Origin of the sequence: Pyxidicoccus fallax (assembly GCF_012933655.1) — a bacterium.
GTDB classification, from domain to species: Bacteria; Myxococcota; Myxococcia; order Myxococcales; family Myxococcaceae; genus Myxococcus; species Myxococcus fallax.
Genome location: NZ_JABBJJ010000024.1, coordinates 13,875 through 39,531, shown reverse-complemented (window position 1 = coordinate 39,531; position 25,657 = coordinate 13,875). Strand labels below are relative to the sequence as shown.

8 protein-coding genes and 1 pseudogene are annotated in these 25,657 nt (G+C 71.8%); 2 read left to right on the top strand and 7 right to left on the bottom strand.

The genetic code is table 11. The annotated features are described in order from the left end of the window. The first annotated feature begins 25 nt into the window (after positions 1-25). Both HG543_RS54415 and HG543_RS57245 read left to right on the top strand, forming a co-directional pair. A complete protein-coding gene (locus tag HG543_RS54415; RefSeq protein ID WP_211193790.1) occupies positions 26-6,064 on the top strand; it encodes an RHS repeat-associated core domain-containing protein in 6,039 nt (2,012 codons plus the stop codon). A gap of 303 nt (positions 6,065-6,367) precedes the next feature. Continuing rightward, positions 6,368-6,706 (top strand): annotated as a pseudogene (locus HG543_RS57245) (hypothetical protein); the annotation flags it as partial. A gap of 100 nt (positions 6,707-6,806) precedes the next feature. Here the strand turns inward: HG543_RS57245 and HG543_RS07635 are convergent. From HG543_RS07635 to HG543_RS07605, 7 genes are all read right to left on the bottom strand, one after another. After that, positions 6,807-7,232: a serine O-acetyltransferase gene (locus HG543_RS07635; RefSeq protein WP_169344026.1), complete on the bottom strand. Its 426-nt coding sequence runs from the start codon at positions 7,230-7,232 to the stop codon at positions 6,807-6,809. Further along, complete coding sequence (locus HG543_RS07630; protein ID WP_169344025.1) at positions 7,214-8,449, bottom strand: GNAT family N-acetyltransferase; 1,236 nt, start codon at positions 8,447-8,449, stop codon at positions 7,214-7,216. The genes HG543_RS07635 and HG543_RS07630 overlap by 19 nt, the downstream gene beginning before the upstream one ends. A gap of 49 nt (positions 8,450-8,498) precedes the next feature. Beyond that, the gene (locus HG543_RS56225) at positions 8,499-13,301 is read right to left on the bottom strand and encodes a hypothetical protein (RefSeq protein WP_169344024.1); all 4,803 of its coding nucleotides are present in this window, start codon (positions 13,299-13,301) and stop codon (positions 8,499-8,501) included. Between the two features lie 73 nt (positions 13,302-13,374). Then, positions 13,375-18,405 carry a hypothetical protein gene (locus HG543_RS07620; RefSeq protein WP_169344023.1) on the bottom strand — a complete coding sequence of 1,677 codons (5,031 nt, stop codon included), beginning with the start codon at positions 18,403-18,405 and terminating at the stop codon, positions 13,375-13,377. A gap of 6 nt (positions 18,406-18,411) precedes the next feature. Further along, positions 18,412-19,779, bottom strand: a complete 1,368-nt coding sequence (locus HG543_RS07615; RefSeq protein WP_169344022.1) for a hypothetical protein — start codon at positions 19,777-19,779, stop codon at positions 18,412-18,414. Next, a complete protein-coding gene (locus tag HG543_RS07610; protein WP_169344021.1) occupies positions 19,776-22,409 on the bottom strand; it encodes a hypothetical protein in 2,634 nt (877 codons plus the stop codon). Before HG543_RS07610 ends, HG543_RS07615 begins: the two co-directional genes overlap by 4 nt. Continuing rightward, positions 22,406-25,612, bottom strand: a complete 3,207-nt coding sequence (locus tag HG543_RS07605; RefSeq protein ID WP_169344020.1) for a poly-gamma-glutamate biosynthesis protein PgsC/CapC — start codon at positions 25,610-25,612, stop codon at positions 22,406-22,408. Before HG543_RS07605 ends, HG543_RS07610 begins: the two co-directional genes overlap by 4 nt. Between the last annotated feature and the right edge of the window lie 45 nt (positions 25,613-25,657).

The following is a 25,657-nucleotide window of genomic DNA, read 5'->3' as shown; positions in this document are numbered from 1 at the left end:
TTCCTATCTGACTGCGTAAAAAAACATGTCCTTATTCAATGATGCACGCGAGCGCGGGATCTCCTCGTGGGGCGGCTATTTTGCCCATGTCGCGCTGGCGGTGTTCCTGGCGTCCGGTGCCGCGAGCGCGGACATCCGTGTCTGCGCGCAGGTAGGTGAGGGCGCATACTACGTGATGAGTTGCAGCTGTGATGGGTCGCCCAACGTCTGCGGCAAGACCTGCTGCCAGACAGACTACCCCTGCCCCAAGGAGAACGTCGGCAAGGTGGGTGGAGCCGCGTCCTGTTACGTGGACGGGGGCGTCCCGCCGGATGGAGGCACGCAGCCGGATGGCGGTCCGCAGTGGCCCTGCGAGGATGGGAAGTCCTGCTCGCCAGGGCCGGGGAGTTGCTACAACACGGGCACGTGCGTGGTGAAACACGACGGCTACGACCAGCAGTCGGGGCGGCTGCGGAACCTGCGCTCCGAATGCGAGGGAGGTCTCCGGCCCGGGCAGGAGCCAGAGGTCTACGACGGCGTGGACAACGACTGCAGTGGCTCGCCGGATGATGGCATTCCCACGCCTCCGAACGATGGAGGAACCAACCCTCCCGCGCCGGAGTCCAATCCGCCTCCGGCGCCTCCCGGTCCTCCGGCTCCCATGGGACCCATCGGGGATGGGCCCACGCCTGGCGACGAGGACGAGACGTGCCGTCCCGAGACCGAGCAGGGAGACCCGTTCGATATCGGCGGGGGGAATAGCTACCTGAGGCTCGTCGACGTCAACCTGCCCGACCCGGAGCTGGACCTGAGCCTCTACCGGATGTTCAACTCCGACGAGCGGGCCTGGTTTCATGACTTCTCCGCGAAGGGCATGGTGAAGCCCTTCGGCCCCAGTCCAGCCAATCCGGACTCGCTGCTCTGGTGGCACACCTACTACAGCTTCATCAGCCTCTCGGCGAACGTCTGGACCGTCCGCGACCTGGAGGGCGGTGCCATTCGCTTCGCGCCCTGCGCGGGCTCGACGTGCACCGCGTCACCCCATTCGGCGAACCCCTCCATCCGGCACGTCCTGACCCGCAACGCTTCTGGCTTCGTCTTGAAGGAGTCGTCCGGTAGGGAGCTCGTCTTCGCGAACCCCATTGCCCGCTTCGCGGGAAAGCCCTCCCACTATTTCCTCACGGAGGTCCGGTACCGGGGGAAGTCCGTCGCGACCTTGCAGTACTCCCGCACCGGCGCCGGAGCGGGAGGCTGCTCCGGCACCATTCCCCCCGACATGGTGGGCAATCCCTATCTCACCCACGTCAGGACCCGCTCGGGCGGCGGGGTGAGCTTCCAATACAAGGCCCTGTCCACGGCCACCGGCCAGTCGCAGTGCGTGCTCTGGTATGTGAGCCAGCTGAGCCAGAGCGGGACGTCCGAGTGGCAGATAAAGACCGCCGAGTATGCCTACACGCTCGACGGCACCACCGAGCGGCCGGGACGGTTGGCCACCGCCACGACGATTGTGGCCGGGCGCTGGGGGTCGAGCAGCAATTCCGAGACGCATATCATCGACACGTACGCGTACTCCGCCAACGAGTTCAGCCGCAGCCGCGGGGGAACGGTGGTGATGCGGCATACGTATGATTCCAACGGGCGCGTCGCCACGTCCCAGGCGTTGAGCGAGAACCTGTCGTTGACGTGGAATGGCACGAGCGCCTGCGACCCGTCCTCCACGTGTTGCGTGGGGCCCCTGCGCAGCCAGGTCATCCTCGATTCCAACTCGGGCAAGGGCGATGGCAGCGCGGGCTCTTCCTTCCTGTCCACGCGGTTCGACCTCATCGAGGCCCATGGCACCACGCTGGCGCCTCGCGTCTATCGCAAGACGGACAGCTGTGGCGGCGCTCCGTTCTGCTCCGAGGGCTCCACGCGCTCGGAGTGGACGTGCCCGGTTCCTGGCGGGCTGCCCGCCCACGAGTTCGCGCGCAAGAACAAGCGGGACTTCTGGGAGGTCTATGTGCATCAAGCGCCTCCCGCCGGAGTGTCGTCCCAGTTGCTCGAGCGCACCGCGGTGAAGAAAGGCGCGCTGGACAGCACGGGCGCGGGGGCGCTCGAGGAGACGTTCTACTCCTACAGCTATGGCCCGGGTGCCGAGCAGCGCGTGGAGACCGAGGAGCGGCCGTCGGCGATGGATGGCGCGGGGATGGCCCGGACGCGCTGGGTCTACGCGCCGGGAACCCAGCGGGTGAGCGCGCGGATTCGCTCGGGCTGGACGCAGACGTATGACCCGGGGACGGGGACCTGGAGCGAGCAGCAGCGCTTCCTGGGGACCTTCTACCTGACCACCCGGACGTGCTCGGGAGAGACCCAGGCGGACCCGCTGGACCGGGTCGTGGAAGTGCATGGTCCCTGCTGGGTGGATGGCGAGAACGCCACGGACTGCCCCGCGGGGGTGGACGTTCCCGTCACGCAATACCACTACTGGGGGAGCAACGAGTCGGGGGACCGCCGCAACCAGCTGTGGAAGACGACGCAGTACACGTCGGGAGGCACGACGGGGTGCGGGCTTCCGGGACGCACCGGTCTGGTGACGACCTTCGATGATTACACGCAGAATGGCATGCCGAGGCAGGTCACCGACGCGAACGGCATCGTCACCACCTATTGGTATCTGGGAACCCAGATGCGGATGCGCAAGGTGGGCAGCTCGTCCCAGGTGAGCTTCTCGTATCATGCCAACAAGCTGCAAGCGGCCGAGAACCCAGCCGGGAACTACGATGTCTATTGTTACCGTACGGGGACTGGCACCAGCGGGTGCTCCGGGGGCGTTCTCTCGGACAAGCTCCAGTGGCGCGCCACCTCGGGTGATTCCATCGGGAGTGGCTGGAGCGAAAAGATTGTCTATGCCTACTGGCCCGATGGCACCCTGAAGAGCGAGACCTACCTGGGGTGTCCCCCGGGCTCCGCTTGCAATGCGGCTTCACCCGGTGAGGTGCGCAAGGTCCGGGAGTACGCGGCGGACGCCCACCGGCGGCCCACCCTGGAGCGGACGGGTACCGGCCCCGGGGCCTTCACCCGGACGCGCCTCTACGATGGTGCGGACAACCTGGTCGGCGTGGGCAACGCCTACAATGGTCCTCCGGCCTGGTGTGGAGGGGCGAGCGCGCTCGGGCTGCCGCTCTCTTCGCTGTGCAACAGCTTGTACTATGACAGGGCGGACCGGCTGACAGGCGTCGATGCCTATGTCTCCGCGGGAAGTGCTCCGAGCCGGACCTGCATCGCGCACGATGCGCACGGCAATGTCTCGGAGGTGCGCATGGGCTGCCCTGCCAATGCCACGCCTGGGGATTGCAGCGCGTGCACGCAGCCGGCGGCGACGTACAGGCATGACGACTTCGGCAACCTCGTGGCGGTGTCGCTGCCCACGGCGCAGGGGCCGACGCGGATGGCGTACGGGGCGAATGGCCAGGTCCTCTTCAAGCAGACTCCGCAGCAGCTCGCGAGCGCGTCCTGGCTTGCGTACACCTACGACTCGCTCGGGCGGGTGAAGGAGGCGGTGGCTGCTTCCACGAGCGGGAGCGAGCTGTTGTACCGCATGGGCTATGATTCGGATGGAACCCTGGATGCGTCGTGCCCGCAGCCGGCGCTCACCCAGGGACGTCTGCTCTGGCGGGAGGATTCCTTCGGGAAGACCTGGTACGCCTACACGCAGGAGGGCTGGGTCTCCAAGGAGATCCGCCTGAGGACGGGCAATACGACGTGCACCGCGAGCACGAGCAGTGATGCCAACCCCATCACCGAGTACGCGTACACGCGCAATGGAAGGGTGACTTCCATCAAGTACCCGCATGGGCGCACGGTGAAATACGTCTACGGCTACAGCGCCACCGCCGACCGGGTCCAGAGCATCGAGATTCCGCTCTACAATGGTGCCTGGCAGACCAACACCTCGGTGAACCGAGTCATCGAGGACATCTACTGGGAGCCGTTCGGAGGGCTGCGCAGCTACGTCATCAAATCCCCCGTGAGCAATGACAGGGTTCGGGTGGAGGCTCTGCTGGGCGGGGATGCAACCGTCCCGCCCGCGGCCGGAAGCGAATGTTCGGCGACGCGCCCCGTTGCGCCGGGGGATTCGACCGGGCGCCTGCGGAGCCTCTGGGTGACGAAGCTCATCAGCGTGCCCTACGGCACCACCCAGGACCTCTACAAGCGGACGTACACGTGGGCGGCGGACCAGGTGGCGCGGATTGATACGTGTCTGCTGGGGGCCACGGTGCCGCGCACGGAGACGTATGCCTATGACGGGATGCTGCGGCTGACGTCGGCCTCCCGGCCCGCCGGGAACGTGGCGGCTGCCGGCGGGGCGTTCAGCGCCCAGAGCTACCAGTACGACGGCCGTGGCAATCGCACCGGCCTGACGAATGGTACCTGCCAGGACGGAAGCGCCCAGGTGATGGACCTTCAGTACGGGACGACACCGGGGGTGGACCAGCTCGTCTCCGTGGCTTCGAGCTGTGACACCGCCAGCGAAACGGCCTACGCGTTCGATGCGGATGGGCGCGTGGTCCAGGTGGCGGAGTCCGGAGGGCGGCAGGGCGGCAGGGCGCTGGACTTCAGCTACGGGGCCAGCTCTGGGACGGCCGGGGGCGTGCAGTCGAGTGCATCGGACACGGTCTTCAAGGCGGCAATGGTGAACGGGGTTGCGTACAACTACTTCTTCGACGCGTTCAACCGGCGTCGCCTGAAGGTGTACCCCACCGGCGTCTCCGACGAGTACTTCCACGATGTCTCCAACCAGTTGCTCAGCGACCGGGGGAATGCGTCGCTCGACGTGGGGAGTGGTTACGTCGAGGATGACTATGTCTGGTTGGATGGACGGCCCGTCGTCATGGTGCGTGGCCGGTTCGACGCGGGATGGGTGCGGCAGTCCGAGTTCTCGACCACCACCACCTTCTCCCCTGCCTGTGGACGCAATGGAGAGCCCGCGGACTGCGGGCTCTACTTCCCCGTGTCGGACCACCTCATGAAGCCGGTGCTGATGCTCAATGGCACCTACAAAGTGGCGGGAGCTGCGGACTACGACCCGTTTGGTCACGTGAATCGCGTGGTGCTCTCAGGGGGGACGGCGAATCCCTATGCCCATGGACTGAACGCGACGCTGGCGGACTTCACGCAGCCGGTGGCGGGGGCGGCCAATCCCAATACAGTCGTGCGGATGCGCGTGCTCCTGGGCGCCGTGGACACGGAGTCGAATGGCGCGACGCTTCTCGATTTCGTGACCCTGAAGGATGGCTCGACTGGCGCAACGCTGGGGGGCCCGATGGGGGGACACCTCGCCGGGCCGACGTGGACGTCCTGGGTCCACCCGTCGGCGGGCCATGTGAAGGTCGATTTCAGCTCCAATGCGTCCAATTGCTGCCCGGATGGGCAGGGTGGGTTGAACTGTGGCACGGAGTGCAGCGCATACCCCAACCATCCGTACACCGGCGTTTCCGTGGCGGCCTACGAGTACCAGCGCTACCAGCCGAACGTGCAGCCTCTGTGGACGCCGCTGCGCTTCCCGGGGCAGTACCACGATGCGGAGACGGACCTGTTCGAGAACTGGAACCGGTACTATGACTCCTCCCATGGGCGATATCTACAACCTGAACCCATGTTGCAGCGGCCTCTGAAGCTCGAGGGACTCGCTCGGCAAGGCCCGACGCTTCCGACATACGCCTACGCGCTCAACAACCCAGTGACGTATACGGACCCAGACGGGGAGTTCCCGTACACACCCCTGTGTCTGGCGGAAGTCGCCGCTGATTTCGCGTTCACGAACCCGAATCAGGACGACAAAATGCTCCACTGCCAGATGGCATGTCAGATCACTCTGAGCTGCGGCCCCGGGACTGGCAATGCCGCGGGTTTCTACAAGGAGTTGATGGACAGGTACGGACGGGGGAGCACGTACGACGAAGAGGATTTCGCCGCGAATGAGATTGGCGAGGAGGTCGCCAGGGAGATCTGGAAGCACCCCGTCGACGCTGCCTGTGGCAAGATCGACAACTGTTATACAGGCTGCAAGAAGCGATTGGAGCTGTCGGGCTTGAGGCGTTATTGAGCTCGGCCGCGGCGGGCTCACCATGCGGAAATCGACGTGGTTTCGTGGCGACTCGTGTGTGGAACGATGCAGGAACCACAAAGGGTTGCCACGCCCTAGCCCGGTGCAGAGGCATTAGAAATGGGGGCGACTCGCCGTAGATTTCGTCTGCTCGCCATGGCGGTGGCAGTTGCAGTTCTCGTTGTGGCGGGTGTCGTCGCGCTTTCGATGTTCATCGCGCAGGCGAAGAGAATCGATTGACGCTACTCCCATGGGCACCAGGCACATGCCGAAGGGAAGGGCTCCGGTAAGTGGCTCCCTTCCTTTGTGCCGGCCAATGCGATGGACATTGTGCAGCGACACGATCTGGATTGGGATGTGGCTCACGGAGTCTTTATTGTCCCCTCCAAGGATGTGCCCTCACTTGTAGACGCGCTTGAGCCCATTCAAGGTGAATGCGTGCTTTCGCTTCCGATAGACATAATTGAAGAATTTCCGCTCAAGGAGGGAAGAGTGACGTGTGCCCGGCTACGGGCTCTGGGCTTCTCCGTGTTCCGGGTTGCTCCGGCGTTGGGCGGAATGGCGACCGCCAAGTGGGGCTATATCGTGCTTGTTGATGAGCGAAGCGGCGCGGTTGTCTATTGGTCCGACTACTTCCGATGATGCATTCGTAGTTCTCTTGTCAGGGGGACACAGAGAGGTGTTTCAAGAAATCCCGGGACGGGGGATCTTGTCGCCCAGGGGCTCGAAACCTTGCGTCAGGTCACTTGCGCTTCAGCTCCCGTCCGGGAATCCCTGCCACCACCGCTCCAGGCGCCACGTCCGCCGTCACCACCGCGTTCGCTCCAATCACCGCCCCGTCACCCACCGTGACGGGGCCCATGATTTGCGCGCCCACGCCGACGAACACCTTGCGGCCAATCCGTGGCACTCCGGGCACGCCGGGATTCGGCTCCACGCTGACGTTCTGCGAGAGGAAGCTGCCCTCTCCAATCTCCACCCCAGGCGCCACCACCACGCCCATGCCGCCGTAGCCCAGCTCCACGCTCGAGTGCAGCCGCGCATCCAGGTCCACGTGACACTGGTGCATCCGCGTGCCAACCGCCGCCACCACGTTCGGCAGCACGGGCACACCCAGCCGCTTCAGCCGCTTCGCGGCCCAATAAAACGTCAGCGCCGTCGGACCCATTTGCCCACCATTCGCTTGGCTACCGGAACCCAGCGGAACTTCGCCTGGTACAGCGCTCGGCCCCTCAGCGTCGCCCGATAGATGAACAACCAGTGGTGCGGACGCACCGTCTCCGTCCATTCGCGCTTGAAGGGCGCCTCGTCTCCCAACAGGTCCAGCTCCGTCAGCCCGCGGCCGATGCAGTCCTGGATGAGCCCCTCCGTCAGCAATTGCCCCGGGCTCACCTCCGAGAGCGACTCGTCGTAGCCGGGCTTCATCGCGAGATACCGGCCGCCGTACTCCAGCCCGTATTGGAACGCGATGGCTCGCTTCTCCAACCGCAGCGAGTACAGCCCCAGCCACCCGGCCTTCGACGCCGTCCGCGCCAGGTCCGTGTAGAAAGCCAGCCGCTTCTCGCTCTGCGCAATCGCCGTCCCGCGCTGCGCCTTCCAGCCGCTGCGCTCCAGCGCGAAGCCTTCCTCCAGCCGGTCCGTCAGTCGCTCTCCGCCCGTCACGCGCTCCAGCGTCACCCGGCCGCGCTCCTCCAGCCGGCGCCTCCGCCGCCGCAGCGGCTTCGCGTTCCGCCCCCGCTCGCGCTGCCACGCGTCCACCGTCCCCGGCAGCATCAGGTACGGCGAGCGCGCGCTCTCCCACGTGCCGCAGGGCAGGCCCGCCTTGCTCGCCGCTCCCATCATCGCGAAGGCCGCGCCGCCCTCGGGCACGTCCGCCAGCCGGAGCATGTCCCAGCTCGTGTCCTTCAGCAGGTGCAGCAGGAACGCCTTGCCCGCCCGCTTCGGGTCCTCCGCCAGCAAGTCGAACCTGCACGAGTGCTTGTTCGTCAGCGACAGCAGCTGCCGCGCCGGCAGCCCGTACTGCCGCCCCCACGTCGCCCGCAGGGGCAGCACCGCCACCAGCCGGCCCTCCAGGTCCCGCCCCGTCAGGATGCGCAGCCGCGACTCCGGCGCGAAGTGCCGCAGCCAGCAGGCCACGAACTCGTGCCGGTAGAAGACCTGGTCATCCGTGCGTGCCACCAGGTCGTTCCACTCGCGCTCCAGCGCGGCGAAGCCCGCGAGGTCTTTCACCTCCGTCACGCGGATGGAGCCCTGGCGCGCGTAGTACAGCGCCCGCCGCCGGGCCGCGAGTGAGACCTTGTTCTTTCCCGGGGCTCCGACCTCGGCGCGCGTGCTCCTGGGCACGTTGCCGATGCCGGGTGTCCCCGGGATGGAAAGCTCCTCCATGAAAATCCCCTCCTCGGGTTGCCGCGTGTCCGCCCTGGGCTCGCCTCACTCAGCTCGCCGGGTCCCCCGCGTCGTCCACCGGGGCCCGAGCCACCGGGGCGTCCTTCGCCGCCGGCTCGCGCTCCTCCCTGGACTTCGCGTGAGTCCCATCCAGGGACGTCCGCGGTGCCCCCACCACCGGGTTCGGCACGCCGGGGACGGGCCGGGGCACCGGCACCGCCACATCGTCGCGCTTCGCCTCCAAGGCCTCCTCGAACACCTCCCGCAGCGGTGGCGGCGCCACCGGCTCCTGAGCCACGGGCTGCGTCTCCACCGGCACCACCGGCTCCTCCGGCTTGCGCTTGCCGAAGCCCGCGAAGAGCCAGCCGCCCTTCTGACGCTCGTACAGCTTGCGCGTCTCCAGCGCCGCCCGCGCGTGCGACACGCGGCCACTCACGAGGTCCTCCAGCAGCAGCTCGCTCAGCCGCCGCCGCTGCACGCTGTCCAGGTAGTCGAACACCTTCTCCACCTTGCGTGTGGCGGACTGCATGAGCGTCGCCGTCCCCGTGTGCCGCAGCGCCGCGAGCTTCGCCTCGTGCGTCGCCCGCGCCTTCTCGGCCAGGCGGCGCATCCGCTCGGCCTCCTCCGGAGAGTGGGCACTCATCGCCAGCTTGGGGAGCACCACCCGCGCCAACCCCGAGTCCACCAGTCCAGAGTCCGCGAACGTCTCCAGCGACTCCAGGGCACGCCGCCGCGACTCGGCGGAGCCCTTCTGGAGCGCCTCCAGCGCCGAGCCCACCCGGTCCAGCGCCAGCCACCGGTACACCCAGTCCAGGCCCGTGCCCTTGATGTTCTGCGCGCCCATGATGCTCACGCTCAGCCCCGGCGGGACGGCGCGCGCGCACGCGTCGATGACCTGGTCGCCCGTGGCCCCGGCGTCGTTCACCGGCACGAGCTGCTCCATGTACAGCTCCCGGTACGCGTCGCGGAACCGGCGGTGGAACGTCGCAATCTCGCCGTCGTCCGAGCCCGTCGCCGGCAGCGCCCGCTTCAGCCGCGCGTGCACCACCATCCGCGCCAGCGCGTACAGCGCGTGCTCGCGCACCTCGTCCCTCGTCGCGGGCGCCAGCACCTCCGGCATCGCCGCGTCGTCGCGCACCGGCGCATCGCCCAGGGCCGGGTTCACCTCACGCGCCGGCGCATCGCGCAGCGCCGGGCCCAGCTCACGCGTCAGCGCCGAGTGGACCGTGTCCCCGCCTGGCGCCGCGCCTGGCTTGTGCTCCAGGACCCCAGGAAGGACCGTGTCCTCGCGCCGCACCGGGCCCAGCTCCCGGTCCAGTCCCACGCGGACCCAGTCCCCGCGCACCGGCCCCTCGCGCAGCGCCGCTTCAATCAGCGGGCCCACCTCGCGCTCCAGTGACTTGCGGACCTTCGCCACGTGCAGCTCGTCATCCGCCGCGCCGAGCGCCGACTCCACCGCGGCGAGCAGCTCCGGCGTGCGCGCCGCGGTGACGCCCGCGCCGCGCGCGTACAGCTCCAGCCGCTCCAGGAAGGCCTCGGGCGTGGGACGCGGAATCTTCAGCCGCGCCAGCTCGCGCGTCAGGCGCGCTTCCGGCTTGCTCGCGTCCGCCCCGGCGACGAGGTCCTCCGCGGCCACAACCACCGTGCGCTGGAGGGAGCGGTCCAGCGCGTCGCGCACGTACTTCTGGAGGCCCTCCAGGTTGGTGCCGATGAGGACGTGCCGGTCCGCCGCCGCGTCCTCCACCATGATGCGCGCGAACACTTCCGAGCGCGACACGCGGTCCCACCGGTTGTTGATGACGGTGATGACGGCGCGGTCCGGCTGCGTCTCCGGCTCCACTGTGTCCAGCCCCGTGCGGCGCCAGTTGTTCAGGAAGCCCGTGCGCTCGTTGGCCGAGTGCCCGTTGATGAAGGTCAGCTTCCGCCCGCGCACCTTCGCGCTGGGGAAGATCTTGAGCACGCCAATCTCCGGCTGGACGTGCTCGGCCATCAGCGCCAGCGCGTACGCGCGCGGCACGCCGAGCTGCTCACCCAGCGTGGCCACCAGCGCCATGTTGCGCGGGTGCTCGCGGTAGGGGAACAGCGAGAGCAGCTCCTCCGGAATCAGCTCCGCCTCCCACCATGCGCTGTGGTGCAGCGCCGTGCCGCCGTCCTTCGCGGCCCGCTGGAACAAGGGCAGGAAGTGGTCCTCCGTCGTCACCACGTTGCCGCCCTTCGGCATGAACTTCGTGATGACGGACGCCACGTCCATGCCGGCCGGACCCTGGATGTCCTCGTGGTCCGGGTACGCGTTGGTCAGCGTGGCGTAGTCGTCCTTCATCCAGTCGTTCTGGAGCAGCTCCACGAAGTTGGGCTGCAGCGCCATGCACTCCCAGAGGAAGACCTCCGTGCCCAGGCGCGCGCCCAGCTCCACCATGTCCTTCTGCTCCCAGATGGTGGCCTTGTCGTAGGGGCGGAAGATGAAGAACTCCGTCGGCACGCCGCCCGGCGCGGAGTGCACGAACATCGCCTCCGAGCCCGTCGTCTTCGCGAAGACGTCGAAGCCCATGCCGGTGAAGAGCGCCGCCTTCAGGCGCTCGGTGCCGGACTTGCCGCGCGTGCCCCAGCCGCCGATGCACAGCGGCACCTGGGCGCGCGCCTTCCGCACCTGCTGCCGCTTCATGTACGTCTCGCCGAGGAAGACGGTGAAGAGCGCCGCCGTGAAGATGCCGAGCGCCGCGACGCCGTTGCCGCCGGTGCCGAGGAAGTAGCCCTCGCTCTCCATGATGCGCTCGGTGAGCACCGCGAGGAAGCCGCTCTCCAGGCCCACCAGCGCGGACGAGTGCAGCCGCGGGCCCTGGCGCGCTTCCGGGTCCCCGAAGAGGGTGGACACCGTGTCCGGCACCGGCGCCTGGGGCTCGTACGGCGTGAAGTGCACCAGCACGCCGAGGTCCTTCTCCACGTGCTCCACGAAGCGGCGGCGCTCGCGGGGCTCCTCGCCCTGCAGCGAGGTGAGGCGCAGTGCCGCCAGCTTCTGGTACTCGCGCGTCACCTTCAGCCGGTTGCGCAGCCGCCGCGCCAGCGAGGGCGGAGGCACCAGCACCGTGGTGCCGTGGCTGCTGAACAGGTGCACCTTGCCGTCCTTGCCCAGCGGCAGGTCCAGCAGGTCATCCACGGTGGGCAGGTGCCGGCCCCAGCCACCCTGGCTGGCCACGTGCACGCGCTCGCCCGGCACCACCGTCTCGGTGATTTCATCCAGGTGCCCCGGGTGCGCGCGCAGCGTGCCCGGCATCACCCGGCCCGTGGTGTGCTGGAAGCCCTGACGCTTGTTCGGCGCGGGCGTGCGCAGCTCGTGGAGCACGCGCCACACCCGGCGCTTCTTCCGGTCGCCCTGCCACAGCGTCAGCGTGCGCTCGGTGCGCTCCGCGTACAGGCCGTACCCGTCGCGCGACAGGTCCGCGAGGATGGCGCCCAGCCAGGCCGGCTCCTCGGGCATGGGCGGCAGGCCGTCCGGCAGCGGCGCCAGCGTCACCTTCGTCCGGCCGCCGGGACGCAGCTTCTCCACGCGCTGCGCGAGGTGCCGCGTCCACGCGAGCCGCGCGGGGTCGGCGGTGCGGCGCAGCACCTGCTCGGCGTTGGCCGCCGTCTCCAGCACCGGGCCGTCCACCTCGGGACGCGTGCGCACGGCGGCCACGGCGTCCGTCAGCAGCGTGTGGGCCTCACCCAGGCCCGCGCCGCCGAGCGCCTCCGCCAGGGCCGCCGCCTGCTCGCAGGCCACGCGCAGCACCAGCGAGTGCGTGTCCTCCCGCAGCACGTCCACCAGCAGGGCCACCACCGAGTCACGCACCGAGGACTCCAGGCGCGCGGCCTCCACGGCGGCAATCACCGCGGCGGCGCGCACGCGCTGCGTCTGCGTGGCGCCATCCAGGCCCGCGAGCTGACGCAGCAGGGACTGGCCGTCCAGCCGGGTCGCCAGCAGGCCGCACAGGCCCATGCGGACGAACTCGCTCGGGTCGTGCGAGGCCACCTCGGTCAGCAGCGGCAGCAGGTGCTCGGCGGGGAGCAGCGGCGTGACCAGCTCCAGCGCCTGCCTGCGGAAGAGGAAGTCCTTCGCGGAAGGGTAGGGGCCGCGCATCCGCTGGCGCAGCAGCGCGAGGCCCGCGAGCGGGTCCGTCACCAGCAGCGCCCGCAGTGCCTCGGCCTGGAAGAAGGGGCTCGCGTCCTCCTGGCCCACGAGGCCCGACAGCACCGGGCCGGCCTCCATGAGGCGCGACGCGGACTCGGGCGCGTGGCGCACCAGCTCGTGGAAGCCCTCCAGCGCCGCCAGCCGGTTCTGCGCGCGCGGCGCGTCCACGGCCCGTTCCAGCAGCTCGCCCGCGAGCGACGCGAGGTCCGCCGCGTACGTGGCGCGCGTCTCGTCGTCCAGGCGCTTCAGCGCGCCGGTGAGGCAGCGCAGCGCCGTCTCCTCCTCCAGGAGGAGCTGGTGGCGCTTGCGCTCCAGCCGCTCGCGCAGGGCATCCAGCCCCATCCAGCGGTCCAGCGCGCGGATGTCCTCGCGGCGCTCCTTGCGGTCCTTCACCGTCTCGGTGAGGTGCTCCACCAGCACCTCGCGGCGGGCCGCCTCGTCCGTCGCCTCGTTGTAGCGGCGGGTGAGGGTGGCGGCGTCCGACTCCACCACGCCCACCTCCGCCGCCAGGGCCTGCAGGGCCTCGCGCAGCCAGAGCGCGTGTCCGTCACCCCCGCCGTGCGGGCGGGGGCAGGACTCCCGCAGCCGGCTCGCCAGTCTCGTCACGACGGCATGGCGTACGCGCCTGTAGAGGGGTGGGAGGGCCTCCAGGAGCAGGTCTTCCAGCGGATCAGCCGACGGTCGCATGTCGCGGGCAGAGCTATGCATTGCCCCGGAGGGCTGCCGCCGGGCCCCCGTACCGCGTCGTGAGTCGGACACTTCAGTCGAGGGAACGTCCTGCATCGAGCAGCTCCTCGAACTCCTCTTCCGGAGGAGTGATGTCCCGCAGGCCACGGCCGCCCATCCAGTCCCACCGCGCGCCCAGGGAGAACACGTTCTGCAACCCGAAGGGGTCCGACAGCAGCACCCGGTCCTCGGCGAAGAGCATCAGCCGGCTCCCGGACCCCACCCACACGTTCCAATCCATCCGTCCCGCCAATCGGTGCCGCAGATACGCCTCCGAGCGGTGCTCGTCCTGGAAGCGATAGGACAGCTCGTAGCCCAGCTCCGCCCGCGTGCCGCGCAGCGGCCCCCCCAGCAGTGCCTCCCACCGCGCCTGGCCGCCCGCCTGGTCCAGCGAGCCCAGGTCCGCGTTCGTGGTGGCGTACGTGCCGAACGTCCCCACGTGGTCCTGGAAGGGCTGCCAGCGCAGCGCCAGCCTCGGCGTCAGGCGGCGCGGGTGGTCCTTGCCGTACCGCCAGTACACGGACTGGTCATACCGGGACAGGTCCACCACCGAGCCACCCTGGTTCGTCTCCAGCGCCAGCCCCAGGCCGGGCACGAGCCCCAGGTCCGGGCTCAGCCCCACCCACCGGTCCACGGAGAGCCGGCCGCGCGCGCTCCAGCGCAGCGTCTCCTCCACCGACTGCGTGAAGAAGGCGCCCTGCACGTTCAGCCGCAGGTCCAGGGGCAGCTCGCGGACGTACAGGCCCGTGGTGGCGCCGAACACCGTGGGCTGATTCATCGGGTAGCGCGCCTCCGGCTGGAAGCGCAGCCACGCGCGCTCCTTCACCAGCTCGCGGCGCAGGCCCAGGCGCACCTCCATGCCCGAGCGCAGCGGGCGCTCCACCAGCTCGCCCTCGTCGATGTCCTCGCGGCGGAAGGACAGCTCCGCGGAGAGCATCCCGAGGCCGCGCGGGTCCCGCGACGGCGGCACGCCCTCGGGCAGCAGCGACAGGCGCGGCGGCAGCGCGGGCCAGGGCAGCGGCTCCAGCCCCGTGGAGCCCTGCTCCCACCAGCGGCCCGGCGCGGAGTCCGGCGGCTCGGCCACGCCCAATTCCACCCGCACCAGCGCCTCGCCCTCGGGCGACTCCAGGCGCACCTGGTGCGGGCCCTTGTTCGGCAACAGCAGCCACGTCTCACCCGCGCGGCCCACCGGGACGGAGACGTTGCGCACCATGGGGTCCGCGTCCTCGGGCAGGCCCAGGCGCACCGGCTGGCCGTCTCCGGAGCCTCCGGAGCGCGGGCCCGCGCCGCCCGTGCCCTCGCCGGAGGGCACCACCACCGATGACAGCAGCACGTGCCGGCCAGCCTGGGGCGACAGCGCACGGGCCTGGATGCGCAGCGCGCCCGGCCCCAGCACCGTCATCACCACCGGCGTGCCCGGCTTGCTGCGCAGCAGCGTCAGCGGCTGCTGCGCGGACAGGGGCGTCTTCTCGGTCCCCGCCACGGACGGGTCGATGAAGCGCACCAGCGCGAGCGACGGCGTGTCGCGCTTCGCGTGCAGCACCTCCACCTGGTGCCGCCCGCGCCCGTTCAGCACGGTGGTCAGCACCGCGGTGCGGCCGTCCTCCACCTGCTCTTCGGCCACGGTGCGGCCGTCCACGCGCAGCGCGAAGGTGCACGGGGGCCTCGGGCCCTCCGCGCCCACGCGCGGGGTGGAGCCGCACAGCACCTGGGCGCCCACCGGACGCGGCTCACGCACCTCCAGGCTCAGCACGCGCGAGCGACCCGAGGAGAGGAGACGGCCCTGCTCCAGCGGCCACGGCGGGGCCAGCAGCGCCTTGCGCACCACGTCCGGGTCCGCCTCCTCCGGGTCGCCTTCCGCCAGCGCGTCCAGCAGGCCGGCTGTCTGCTCCGCGTCGCGCAGCCGCTCCCAGCGCGTCCAGCGGCTGGCCACCGCGCGCATGTGGCGCACGCGCGGGTGGTCCGCCCAGGACTCGAGCTGCGCGGCCAGCGCGGCGCTCAGCGGAGCCCCGCCCTCGCGCCACGCACGCGGCGACGACTCCAGGCTCTCCAGCCGGGCCAGGGCCTCCAGGCCCACCTGCGGCAGGCCCGTCTCGCGGTACAGCGCCACCAGCGCGAGCGCCGCTTCTTCATGCTGGCCGGCGGCGGCGAGCCAGCGAGCCTTCAGGTAGCGCCGCGCCACGGTGTCCTGGCCCTCGGCGGCCAGCGTCTCCAGCGCGCGCTTCGCGCCCACCTCGCGGGCCTTCGTCACCCGCGCCGTCAGGTCCTCCGCCTCCGCGCCTGGGAGCACCGAGAAGGCCGGCGCCAGCAGCGTGGGCGCGGTGATGGCCTGCTGGAAGCGCAGCGAGTCCCGCGCGCCGTCTTGCAGGTGGCCCATGAGCGCGAGCACGCGGCGCGACTGCTCCGGCGACAGCTTCTGCTGGTCCCTCAGGAGCGGCACGAGGTCCGCGCGGGCGAAGGCGTCCTCCTGGAGCGCAAGCAGCAGCTCCGCGCGGGCGAGCCGGGCCTCCGGGTCCTCCGGGGCCTCACGCAGCCGCCGCGACAGGGACAGCAGCGTCTCCGTCGCGGACGCGCCGGCCTCGGCCACCGCGGGCGTGGAGCCGTCCATGAAGACGCTGGCCCCGCGGCGCACGGACAGCGCGGCCATCAGCGGCGTGTTCTTCTCCTCGGGCTCGAACCACACCTCGCGGGCGAGCGGCGGCAGCACCACCACGGCGGACACCGGCGCGGCCGACGTGCCCTCCGCGCCCTCCAGCGCGAGGTGCCGCGAGTCCGCCTGGCCCGGCATCAGCACCAGCCGCTGCGGACGGCCCACGTCGGTGTGCATGCGCAGCGCCAGGGGCTTGGAGAGGTCTCCCATGAATCGGAACTGCACGCGCACGGGCGTGGGCAGCTTCGCGTCCGGCACGCGGAAGCGCAGCGCCTTCTTGTCCAGGCGCACCGGCCACTGCGTGCGGATGTAGCCCACCTCCTTCACCGCGCCCGGCGTCTCGGCCGGCGGCAGCGACAGGAAGGCCCGGGCGTCCGTGCCACCCTCCAGGCGCACGGTGTGCTCGCCGGGGGGCAGGGCAATCTCCACTGGCTCCACCGCGGACAGCGGCAGCAGCGGGAAGGACTTCTCACCCACGCGCAGGGCCAGCGGCGCGCCGGAGCGGGACGGCGCGAGCACGTAGGCACGCAGCAGCGTCGGCGCCTCGGCGGGGCCGGTGGCGCGCACGCGGGTGGAGGCGCCGGCGGTCAGCGGGTAGAGGGCGCCGCTCGAAGGCGTGCCCTCCTCGTCGTCCTGGCGCTGCACGTCCAGCCAGCGCGAGGGCACGAGGACGGTGGCGTCGTCCTCCGGCGCGGGCACCACGCGCGTCCAGCGGCTCGCGCGCCACCACGCGGAGCGGTAGCGGCGGCGGACCTCGGCGGAGAGCGGCTCGGCGCGCCACGCCAGCTCCAGCGCGGCCAGCTCGCGGCTGCGCAGCGGGTCTCCCAGCGGCAGGCGCGCCACCAGCGCGGCGGCCTCGGCGGCGAGCCAGCCCGCCTCGGGGAAGGAGGGCGCCGTGCCCAGCAGGGCGTGCGCGGCGTCCGTCTGCTTCGAGTCCAGCAGCAGCCGGGCCGCGCGCAGGCGCAGGTGCCAGGCCAGCGGCGTGCTCCCCGCGTCACCCTGAAGCGAGCGGAGTGCCTCCACCGCCTCGGGCGCCCGGGCGCCGCTCACGTCATCCAGCGCCACCAGCGCGCGGAGGAGGGGAGACAGGCCCTTCACGTCCGTGACGGAGGTGAGCGAGGCGTCCTCGGAAGCCCGCTCGGGCGTGAGCGTGGCGAGCTGCCGGCGCAGCAGCGCGGCGCGGGGCGAAGCGTCCGCCTTCACCGCGTCCCAGGCCTTCTTCGCGTGGCCGTGCCAGCTGGCTTCACCGGCCAGGGCCTCGCCCAGCTTCGGCCGGCGCGACGCCACGCGGGCGCGCAGCAGCACCGCGCCACCCTCCCAGTGCACCCGGTAGGCGTGCTTGCCCGGACGCAGCGCGACGCGGAGCTCCTCCTCCATGCCCACGCGCTCGCCCGAGGGCAGCACGCGCGCGCGGCGCTCCGTGGGCAGGGCCACGTCCGTCGCGCCATCCACCCACGCGGGCTCCGGAGCCACGTCGACGCGGGACACCGTCTGGCCCGCGCTGCGCACCTCCACCGCGATGGGCTGCATGTCCGGGCCGCTCAGCAGCGGGCGCACCTCCAGCGACAGCACGCCGGGGCCCTCCAGCTCCATCGCCTGGCTCCCGGTGGTCTCCTCCGGCCGCGCCCACGCGGCGTCCATGCCCTCCAGCTTCACCTCCTGGCCGGGGACGTCGGGGCGAGAGACACGCAGGCTCGAGCCGCGCAGCGGCGACACCTGGGCCCACTCGCGCAGGGCCGCGGCCTTGCGCCACTCGCGCAGGGCGCCGCGCAGGGGCGAGCCCTCCGGCTCACCTTCCGCGAGCAGCGACTCCAGCTCCGCGTCCAGCTCCAGCCGCGTGCGCAGCGAGGCGTGGAAGGGCAGCGGCGGGCGTGGGCCCTCGCCGTCCACCCAGCGCAGCAGCGCCTCGCGCATGGCCTCGTCGGTGTGCGCCGTCTCGTGGCCGTGGGGACGCTCCACCCAGATGCGGCCGGGCTTCGTGGCCGTCACCACCCAGACGCTGCCGGGGCCCATGGGCTCGGCGAGGTACCAGCGGCCGGGCTTCTCCGGCACGCCGTCTTCTTCCAGGCGCAGGTGCGGACCCGGCGCGTCCGCCGTGGGCACGCGCACGAAGCGCAGCGTGCCGGGAGCGCCGGTGACGCGGGCCACGTCCAGGGGCCCCAGCCAGAGGGCGGCGCCCTTGTCGGGCCCCACCTCCACGGCGCCCGTCACCTGCGGCACTCCGTCCGGTACGTACGGCGCGGCGGCGCGCACGTCCGCCGGGGGGACTGGCGCGCGCACGGGGCGCACCTCCCAGCTCAGGCCCTCCACCGAGCGGAGCGTCTCCGTCGGTGAGGCCGCGAGCACTGCCACCGGCAACATGACGAGCAGGCCTGCCAGCGAGACGTTTCGTGTGTGGCGTCGAAGGGGAAACATCGGCGCTCAATCCTCCAAGGGTGCGAACAGCACGCGGCCCACGCGCGCCAGCCGCTCCCCGGAGGAGAGGGACTTGCGCGCCCGTGCCGACAACTCGAGATGGAGGAAGCGCGCGCATTCGTACGACTGCAGCAGGCGTCCCTGGGCGTTCTGCGTCCCGCCCAGCACCTGCGCCCCTTCGGGGTACAGGCGCACTCCCTCACCCAACACCTTCGCCAGCCGCTTCGACACCTGCCGCGCCCACGGCGTGGGCTGGCGGGTGCCGGAGCTGACCACCGCGACCAACGACTTGTCCCTCAACCCGGCCTCCGCCTTCGCGGTGCCGAAGCCGTGCAGCTGCACCACGCGCGGCGCGGCCAGCGTGCGGGCCACCTGGTTCGTCACCTCCTGGAAGAGGTGGTCCGGGTTGTGCGCCACGTCCGCCGGGTGCTCCGGGTCCTCGGGCGTCTCGCCCGGGTTGCCGTGGTAGCGGTGCGCGGTGGCCGTCATGAAGAGCCGGGGCCGCTGGCCCTCCGGAGCGCAGGTGAAGAGCCCCACGCCGATGTCCTCGGTGCCCCGGTCGAACCAGGGATGCGGCACCTGGATGATGTCGTCCGTGGCCGGGCCGGTGCGGACGACGTAGGCGCCCGCGCCCCGGAGCTTCCCGGGCGGCTCGCGCAGCACCCAGAACGTGTCCTGCTTGCCGTCCCAGACCTCCAGGCGGAAGCCCACCGAGGCCGCGAGCTTCTCCAGGCCCGCGGGGAGCGTCCTGCCCTCCTGCGCGGCCTTCAGCAGCGCGGGGAGCAGCTTCGCGAAGGCGGCGCGCTCCTCCAGCGTGGTGGGGTGGAACTTCACGTCCTTCACCGCGGGCCACAGGCCGGCGAAGCGCGCGTCCGGGGCGCAGCCCTTCATGGGACGCCAGGGACGCGGCGACGGCGTGTCCTCCTCCGGGTCCTGGTGCGCCGCCTCCTCGTCCTGCTCCGCGGTGCCGCGCGCGGGCTCCTCGCGGCGGGTGCGCGTCTCGCGTCCTTCCGGCACCTCGCGCGAGCCGGGTCCCCCCGACGTGGTGCGAGTGGCGGGAGGCTGGGCGGACGCGTCGCTTCCTTCCTGCGTCGGCCGTGCGGGGGTCTGCCCTCCGGCCGCCGTGCGAGTGGCGGGAGGCCGGGCGGACGCGTCGCGAGATGCGCCAGTCTCTTCCCACGTGGGCCGTGCGGTCGCCTGCCGCCCGGGCGTCGCGCGAGACGCGGGCGGGTCGGCGCGAGGCGCCGGAGCATCCACGGTCCGCTCGGCCTCCGTGGCCTGCCCGGACGCCAGCGCCATGCCGGACAGTCCGGGCGCGACCAGCACGCCCGCGGCCAGCCACGGGGCGGCGCCGCGCAGCAGGCACCGGCTCACAGTGAGTCCTCCAGCTCCCAGCCCGCGCGGTTCCACTCCTGCGTGGGCGTGGCGCTGGTGTCGTGGCCGAACATGAAGAAGCGTGCCCACAGCGGCCCGTCCCCCATGCCCTGCGGCACCACGCGCACCTGGTGCACGCCCGGCGCCAGGTCATCCCCCAGCGTCACGGACACCGTGCGCGCGTACCACTTCGACTGCGGACGGCCCGCCGGAGTGGCCGGCGCGCGCGTGGACGCCGGCAGCGGCAGCACGCGCGTGGCGCGGGTGACGCGAGGCAGCAGCACGCCGCTGCGGCGCGTGGGCTGCCCGTTGTCCAGCGTCACCGACAGCCGCTGCTGCGCGCCGCTCTCCGGCTGCTGCGTGTAGACGATGATGTTGACCGTGACGGCCCCGTCGCCCGGCTTGCGCACCGGAACGGTGAGCCCCTCGTCGTCCATCCGGTACACGGTGCGCGAGCGCAGCCCGCTGCCCGCTGCCGGAGGCCGGTTGAGGGTGGCTGTGAGCCCCTCCGCGGTGGTGCGCAGCAGCACCTCGTGCTCACCCGGCGGCAGCGGCGGCAGCAGCTCGCGGGCGCGGGTGGTGCGCAGCGTCCAGCGGTGGATGGGCTCGCCGTCGAGGACGACCTCCACCTCCGAGCCCAGCCCCTGCGCGCCCTCCAGCGACAGGCGCAGCTCCGGCCGCGACGGCGAGCGCGCGTCGAACTGCGCGCGCACCGGCTGGCCCGGCGTCAGCAGGGTGGACAGCGCGCGCGCCGCGTCGGTGACACCCTGCACCGTCTCCAGCACCTCCTGCGTGTCCGGGCTGCCCAGCGGCTTGAGCACCACCGTCTCGCCCGACGGCGACGACGACACCGTCTCCAGTCCCTCCGGCTCCAGTCGCACCTGGCTCAGCAGCTCCAGCCGCGCCCCGCGCCGGGTCAGCTCCAGCACGTTGGCCGGACGCATGGGGTGCCAGTTGCGCTTGTCCAGCGGCGCGTTGCGCCAGCGCACACCCCGCAGCCCGTCCTCGAGGTAGGGCGCCAGTCCCGTCAGCCCGCCCTGCACGGGCAGGAAGGTGGACAGGTGCACCGCGGTGGGCCGCGACGCCTGCACGCGCACCCGACGCGCCCCCGCCGGCAGGAACACGCGCGCGCTGGTGGCCACGGACACCGGCGCCGGCCATTCCGTGACCTCGCCCGTGCCCGCGTCCGCCGCCGCCGTGGCCTCCTCGGTGCACGGCAGCCGCCGGCCCGGCAGCTGCGGCAGGTCCGCGCTCTCGAAGACGGCGGACTGGGCCACCACCTCCATGCGCGTCTGGTTCATCACCTTGCCGCGCGCGTCCAGCACGGTGAGCAGCACGTCCGAGGGCTTCTCGTCCGCCGCGCCGGTGACGCCGAGCCGCCGCGCGTCCAGCCGCAGCAGCCGCCCGGTCGCGTCCATGGCCGCGTCCACCTCCAGGTCCAGCGTGGCGCAGCCCGGGCCGGTGACGAATGCCTCGGTGCGGCGCAAATCTGGCAGCCAGGCGATGCGCGCGTCGGGCTGCGCGACGGGGCGCAGCTCGGACGGGGCGAGCCATGCTCCGGCGGGGCCCTCCATCGTGTAGCGCACGTCCTCCGTCCCCACGTTGTGGACGGACAGCGTGTGCACGCCCTCCGGCACGTCCAGCACGTGCGACACCGGAGCCCCGCTGCCGAGCGCGGGCAGCTCCCAGGTCTTCTCGGCGCCGGTGGGGCCCAGGGCGCGGACGGTGACGGGGCCCGCCGGCGTCGGCGTGCCGCCCTCGGTGTCCTGCGCGGTGCTCCACAGCCACAGCACCGCCTGCGTGGGGCCGGTGACGTTGAGGGCCACCGCGCCGCCCGCGGCCAGCCGCTCCTGCGCGGACTCGGCCACCTCCACCAGCGGGAGGCGGAACGGGGTGCGGTAGACGGGCTCGATGAAGTAGTCGGCGCCGGCCTCGCCCTCGGCGCTCAGCCGCTCCCACTTCTCCGCGGCCAGCCGGTGTCGCGTCTCCACGGACAGCTTCTCGAAGGGGAGGAAGGTGGCCCGCTCCACGCGCTCCTCGGCGCGCTGCTCGGCGGCGCGCTGCGAGGACAGCAGCGGCAGCCGCCGCTGGGTGCGCACGTACACGCGCACCAGCAGGGTGCCGTGCGTGCCGGCGGGCCGCACGTAGAGCACCGAGTGCTCCGGGCGCGGCGGCAGGCGCACGAGGAACTCACGCTCGTCCGTCACCTGGACGTTGGGGTCCGTGGCGAAGGCGCTCTCCTGCAGGAAGGTGCCGTCCTCCTGGGGCTGCGCCTTGCTCTGCCGCGTGCGGGTGAAGAGGGGGCGCTCCAGCAGCACCTGGTCCGGAGCGCGCAGCAGCACCTTCAGGCCGTACTGGTACTGGCGCTCCGGCGCGTAGGTGGTGCCCTCGGGCAGCATGAGGTGCGTCACCACGCGCAGTTCCTCGGCGTCGGTGGGCACCTTGACGCGCATCTCCTCGCCGGGCTTCAGCCGGTAGAAGACGAGCCGCTCGGCCCGGGCGAACTTGTCGTCGCGCAGGGCCGCGGTGGAGCTGGCGCTCTTCACCACGCTCGCGCTGGCGGCCCAGATGACCGCCAGGGTGAGGGCCAGTCCGGCCGCGGCCACCAGGGCGCGGGTCCTCGTCTTCATCGCCGTCCCTCCGAGGACGCCAGCTCACCGGTGAGCACCACCGGCCGCCGGTGTCGCAGGGCCTGTTCCACCGCCGCCTCCAACCCCTCCACTCCAGGCACCAGCTCCACCCGCTTCAGGTGCGACGGGTGCTGCTGGAGGAAGTAGACCCCGCGCAGCACGTGCCGCCCCTGCCGCGCCTCCACCATCAGCCAGGGCAGCCCGTGCGCCGCGCTGTAGCCCGCGCGCACCGACTGCGTCACCGGCCCGGCGCGGCCCGAGCGGGCCAGCATCCGCAGTTCATGCACGTTCTGCTGCACCAGGTAGCGCTCGGCGCGCGCGGAGAGCGCCGCGAAGCGCTCCTGCAGCGCGGTGGGCGCGGGCTTCGCGGCCACCGTCAGCCCCGGCGTCAGCAGCGCCTGGAGGGGAGAGCCCTCCACCGGCGCCGGCTTCGTCAGGCCCGCCAGGGCCAGCTCCGAGGCGACGAGGCGCGGGCCCACGAAGGCGCCGCGCAGCGGCTCGGACAGCCACAGCGTGGCGATGCGCGCCCCGCCGAAGGTGCGGGAGAAGGCCGCCTGCGGGCTCGCGTCCGACAGGCCGGCCAGCTCCGGAGAGCCGTCGTTGTAGCGCACGCGCGAGGACAGCCACCCCAGCGCGCCGCTCTTCGCCAGGAGCCGCTCCAAATCCGCCGGGCGCTGCTCCGGCCGCAGCACCGGGCCGCCCACGTCCACCAGCACGTCCGCGTTCACCGCCGGCCGTCCCGAGTAGCCACGCACCTGGAGCACCAGCCCCGCCTCCTCGGGCAGCGCCCGGTGCACGGCCTGGTGGAAGGCCTGGAAGGTGGTGCGCAGGTGGCCCTGGGTGGCGGGGTGCAGGATGTCCACCGAGGCGCCCGGCGTGGCCACCACCAGCGCGCGGGCGCGCGCCTCCTGCCAGGCCTCCAGCGCCACGGCCAGCGTGCCCTGCTCGCGGTCCGGCACCGGCACGTCGAAGGCGAGCGGTCCGCCCCCGGGGCGCACCAGCAGCGAGGCGCCCGCGCGGCCATGCTGCCCCTCCGCGTCCGCCACCCACCAGCAGGAGCCGCCTTCCGCGCAGCCCTCCACGGGCCGCACCGTCATTCCCAGCAGGCCCGCCATGACCGAGGCCCAGCGCGCGCGCAGCGGCTCCGGCACCGTCGCGCCGGCGTTGCCCAGGAGCGGCGCGGCCACCTGCTCCTCCAGCACCAGCAGCTCCGCGTCGGTGGGCCGTGGCGCGGCGCCTTCCGCGTACGGCGCGGACTCGCGCGGCGACAGCAGCGCGGCGCGCAGCTCGGTCTGCGTCAGGGGCGCGGCCAGCTCCGGCGCGCCCTCCAGCGCCAGCGTGGCGAGGTCATGCGGGTGCGCGCGCAGCACGCTCAGCCGGTCATCGCCCCAGGCGAGGCCGGGCTCGGGCGGTTCCGCCTCGGTGTGCTGGATGCCGGGCCACAGGGCCTCCAGCGCCGGGGACTTCTCTCCCGCGGGGACGTGCAGCAGGGCCTTGCCCCGCGCGAGCGCGGCGTCGGCGCGCACCTGGATGCGCTCCACGGAGGACAGCACCGTGTGCGCGCTGTGCAGCGGGGTGTCTCCCTCCATGAGGGCGTCACCGGGCCGCAGGCCGGCGCGGGACGTGTCCACGCCGCTGGCGATGATGGCGCGGCACTTCACGCGCTCGCACAGGGTGGCGGCGGCCTCGGCGCTCGGGGCCTCCGTCAGGGGACGGGGCACCTCCAGCACGGGCCCGGGCGCGCCCGGCACCAGCACCGCGGTGTCCCAGCCCAGCTTGCCCTCCACGCGCTCCTTCTCCACGAGCGCGAAGCGCTTCGGCGCGCCCGGCGCCGTGTCCGGCAGCGCGCGCAGCTCCAGGCCCAGCGCCTCGGCGCGCTCGCGCACCACGCGTTGGGCGTCCGCGTCACCCGTCTGCAGCCACGCGCCCGCCGCGCGCCACAGCGACGCGTACTGGCGCAGCTCGCCATTGCGCCGGCGCAGCGGTACGCCGCTGGCGTTGTTCTCGCGGGCGGTGACGTGCGCCAGCGTCATGACGCCCAGCGGGCTCTTGTCCAGGCCGAGTCCGGGCGCCTGCGCCTGAGGTGTCGCCGTGGGAAGCGCGGTGGCGGGGCGGGGCTCCACCAGCGACAGGCCGAAGCCCACGAGGCTGCCCACCACGAAGCCCGCCAGCGACGTGTGCACCGTGGCCAGCATCACCCGGGCCGCCGCCTGCTTCTGCAGAATCTTCACCGCCAGCAGCGTGGGCACCAGGTAGCCGAAGCCGAACAGGTCCGTCACCTTCAGCCCCGGCACGCGGCCGCCCAGCGCCCAGCCGATGCACCACTTCACGACGAAGCCCAGGAAGAAGACGAGCACCGTCTTCCGGGGGCCTTCCAGGTTGAGGGTGCGCAGGCCCGGCGTGGCCAGCAGCGCCTTGGTGCCCAGCACCAGCAGCGCCACCTCCAGCAGCGTGGCCACCAGCTTCGCCGGCTCCAGCCACGTGAGGGCCAGCAGCGCCGGCACGAGGATGCCGTTGAAGTCCCAGCCGTAGTTCAGGTTGAAGCGCGCGGCCAGCAGCGCCGTGGTCAGCAGGATGATGTACGCCTTGGGACTGGCGAGGAAGTCCTGCGCCACGTCCTCGTACATCAGCTCCAGGCTGCTGAAGGACAGGTTGGTGGCCGGCAGCAGCACGAAGCGCAAGAGCGCGTACGTGAGCACCACCGGCACGCCCACCTGCCACAGCCCGCGTCGCAGCTTCAGCTTCCAGAAGGCGTTGGCCGTCAGCGGCACCAGCACCAGGCCGATACTGTGCAGGCTGCGGTCCAGGGCGAACGACGTGCCCCACCGTGCGTCAATCCAGCGTCCTACGTGAGGCAACAGCACCGCCTCGCTCAGCGCGCGGACCAGCACGCTGGAGAGGACGATGGCGAAAAAGCGGTCTCTGCCGAAGAACTCGCTCCACGCTCCCGTGCGGCTCATGCCGGCGGAGAGCGCCAGTGCGAGCGCGTAGGTGAGCACCGCCTCCACCACGACGGTGATGCCCGCCTCGGGGTGGATGACGAAGACCGAGGCCAGATAGCCGGGCACCACCAGGCCCACGAAGACCCACCCGAACGTCTCGGTGAGCAGGGCGAGGATGAGCACGCCCACGAGCACCGCCGCCAGAATGGAGGTGTCGAGGCTGTAGGCCGGAAAGAGTGTCAATGTGGAGAGGAGCGCCATGACGTCGCTCCGCGCCAATCTAGGGAGCCTCTTCTCACCGGCCAG

Coding starts and splice junctions, on each gene's coding strand:
- HG543_RS54415 (WP_211193790.1), top strand. CDS start 26: ATGTCCTTATTCAATGATGCACGCGAGCGCGGGATCTCCTCGTGGGGC.
- HG543_RS07635 (WP_169344026.1), bottom strand. CDS start 7,232: ATGGGTCCGACGGCGCTGACGTTTTATTGGGCCGCGAAGCGGCTGAAG.
- HG543_RS07630 (WP_169344025.1), bottom strand. CDS start 8,449: ATGGAGGAGCTTTCCATCCCGGGGACACCCGGCATCGGCAACGTGCCC.
- HG543_RS56225 (WP_169344024.1), bottom strand. CDS start 13,301: ATGCGACCGTCGGCTGATCCGCTGGAAGACCTGCTCCTGGAGGCCCTC.
- HG543_RS07620 (WP_169344023.1), bottom strand. CDS start 18,405: ATGTTTCCCCTTCGACGCCACACACGAAACGTCTCGCTGGCAGGCCTG.
- HG543_RS07610 (WP_169344021.1), bottom strand. CDS start 22,409: ATGAAGACGAGGACCCGCGCCCTGGTGGCCGCGGCCGGACTGGCCCTC.
- HG543_RS07605 (WP_169344020.1), bottom strand. CDS start 25,612: ATGGCGCTCCTCTCCACATTGACACTCTTTCCGGCCTACAGCCTCGAC.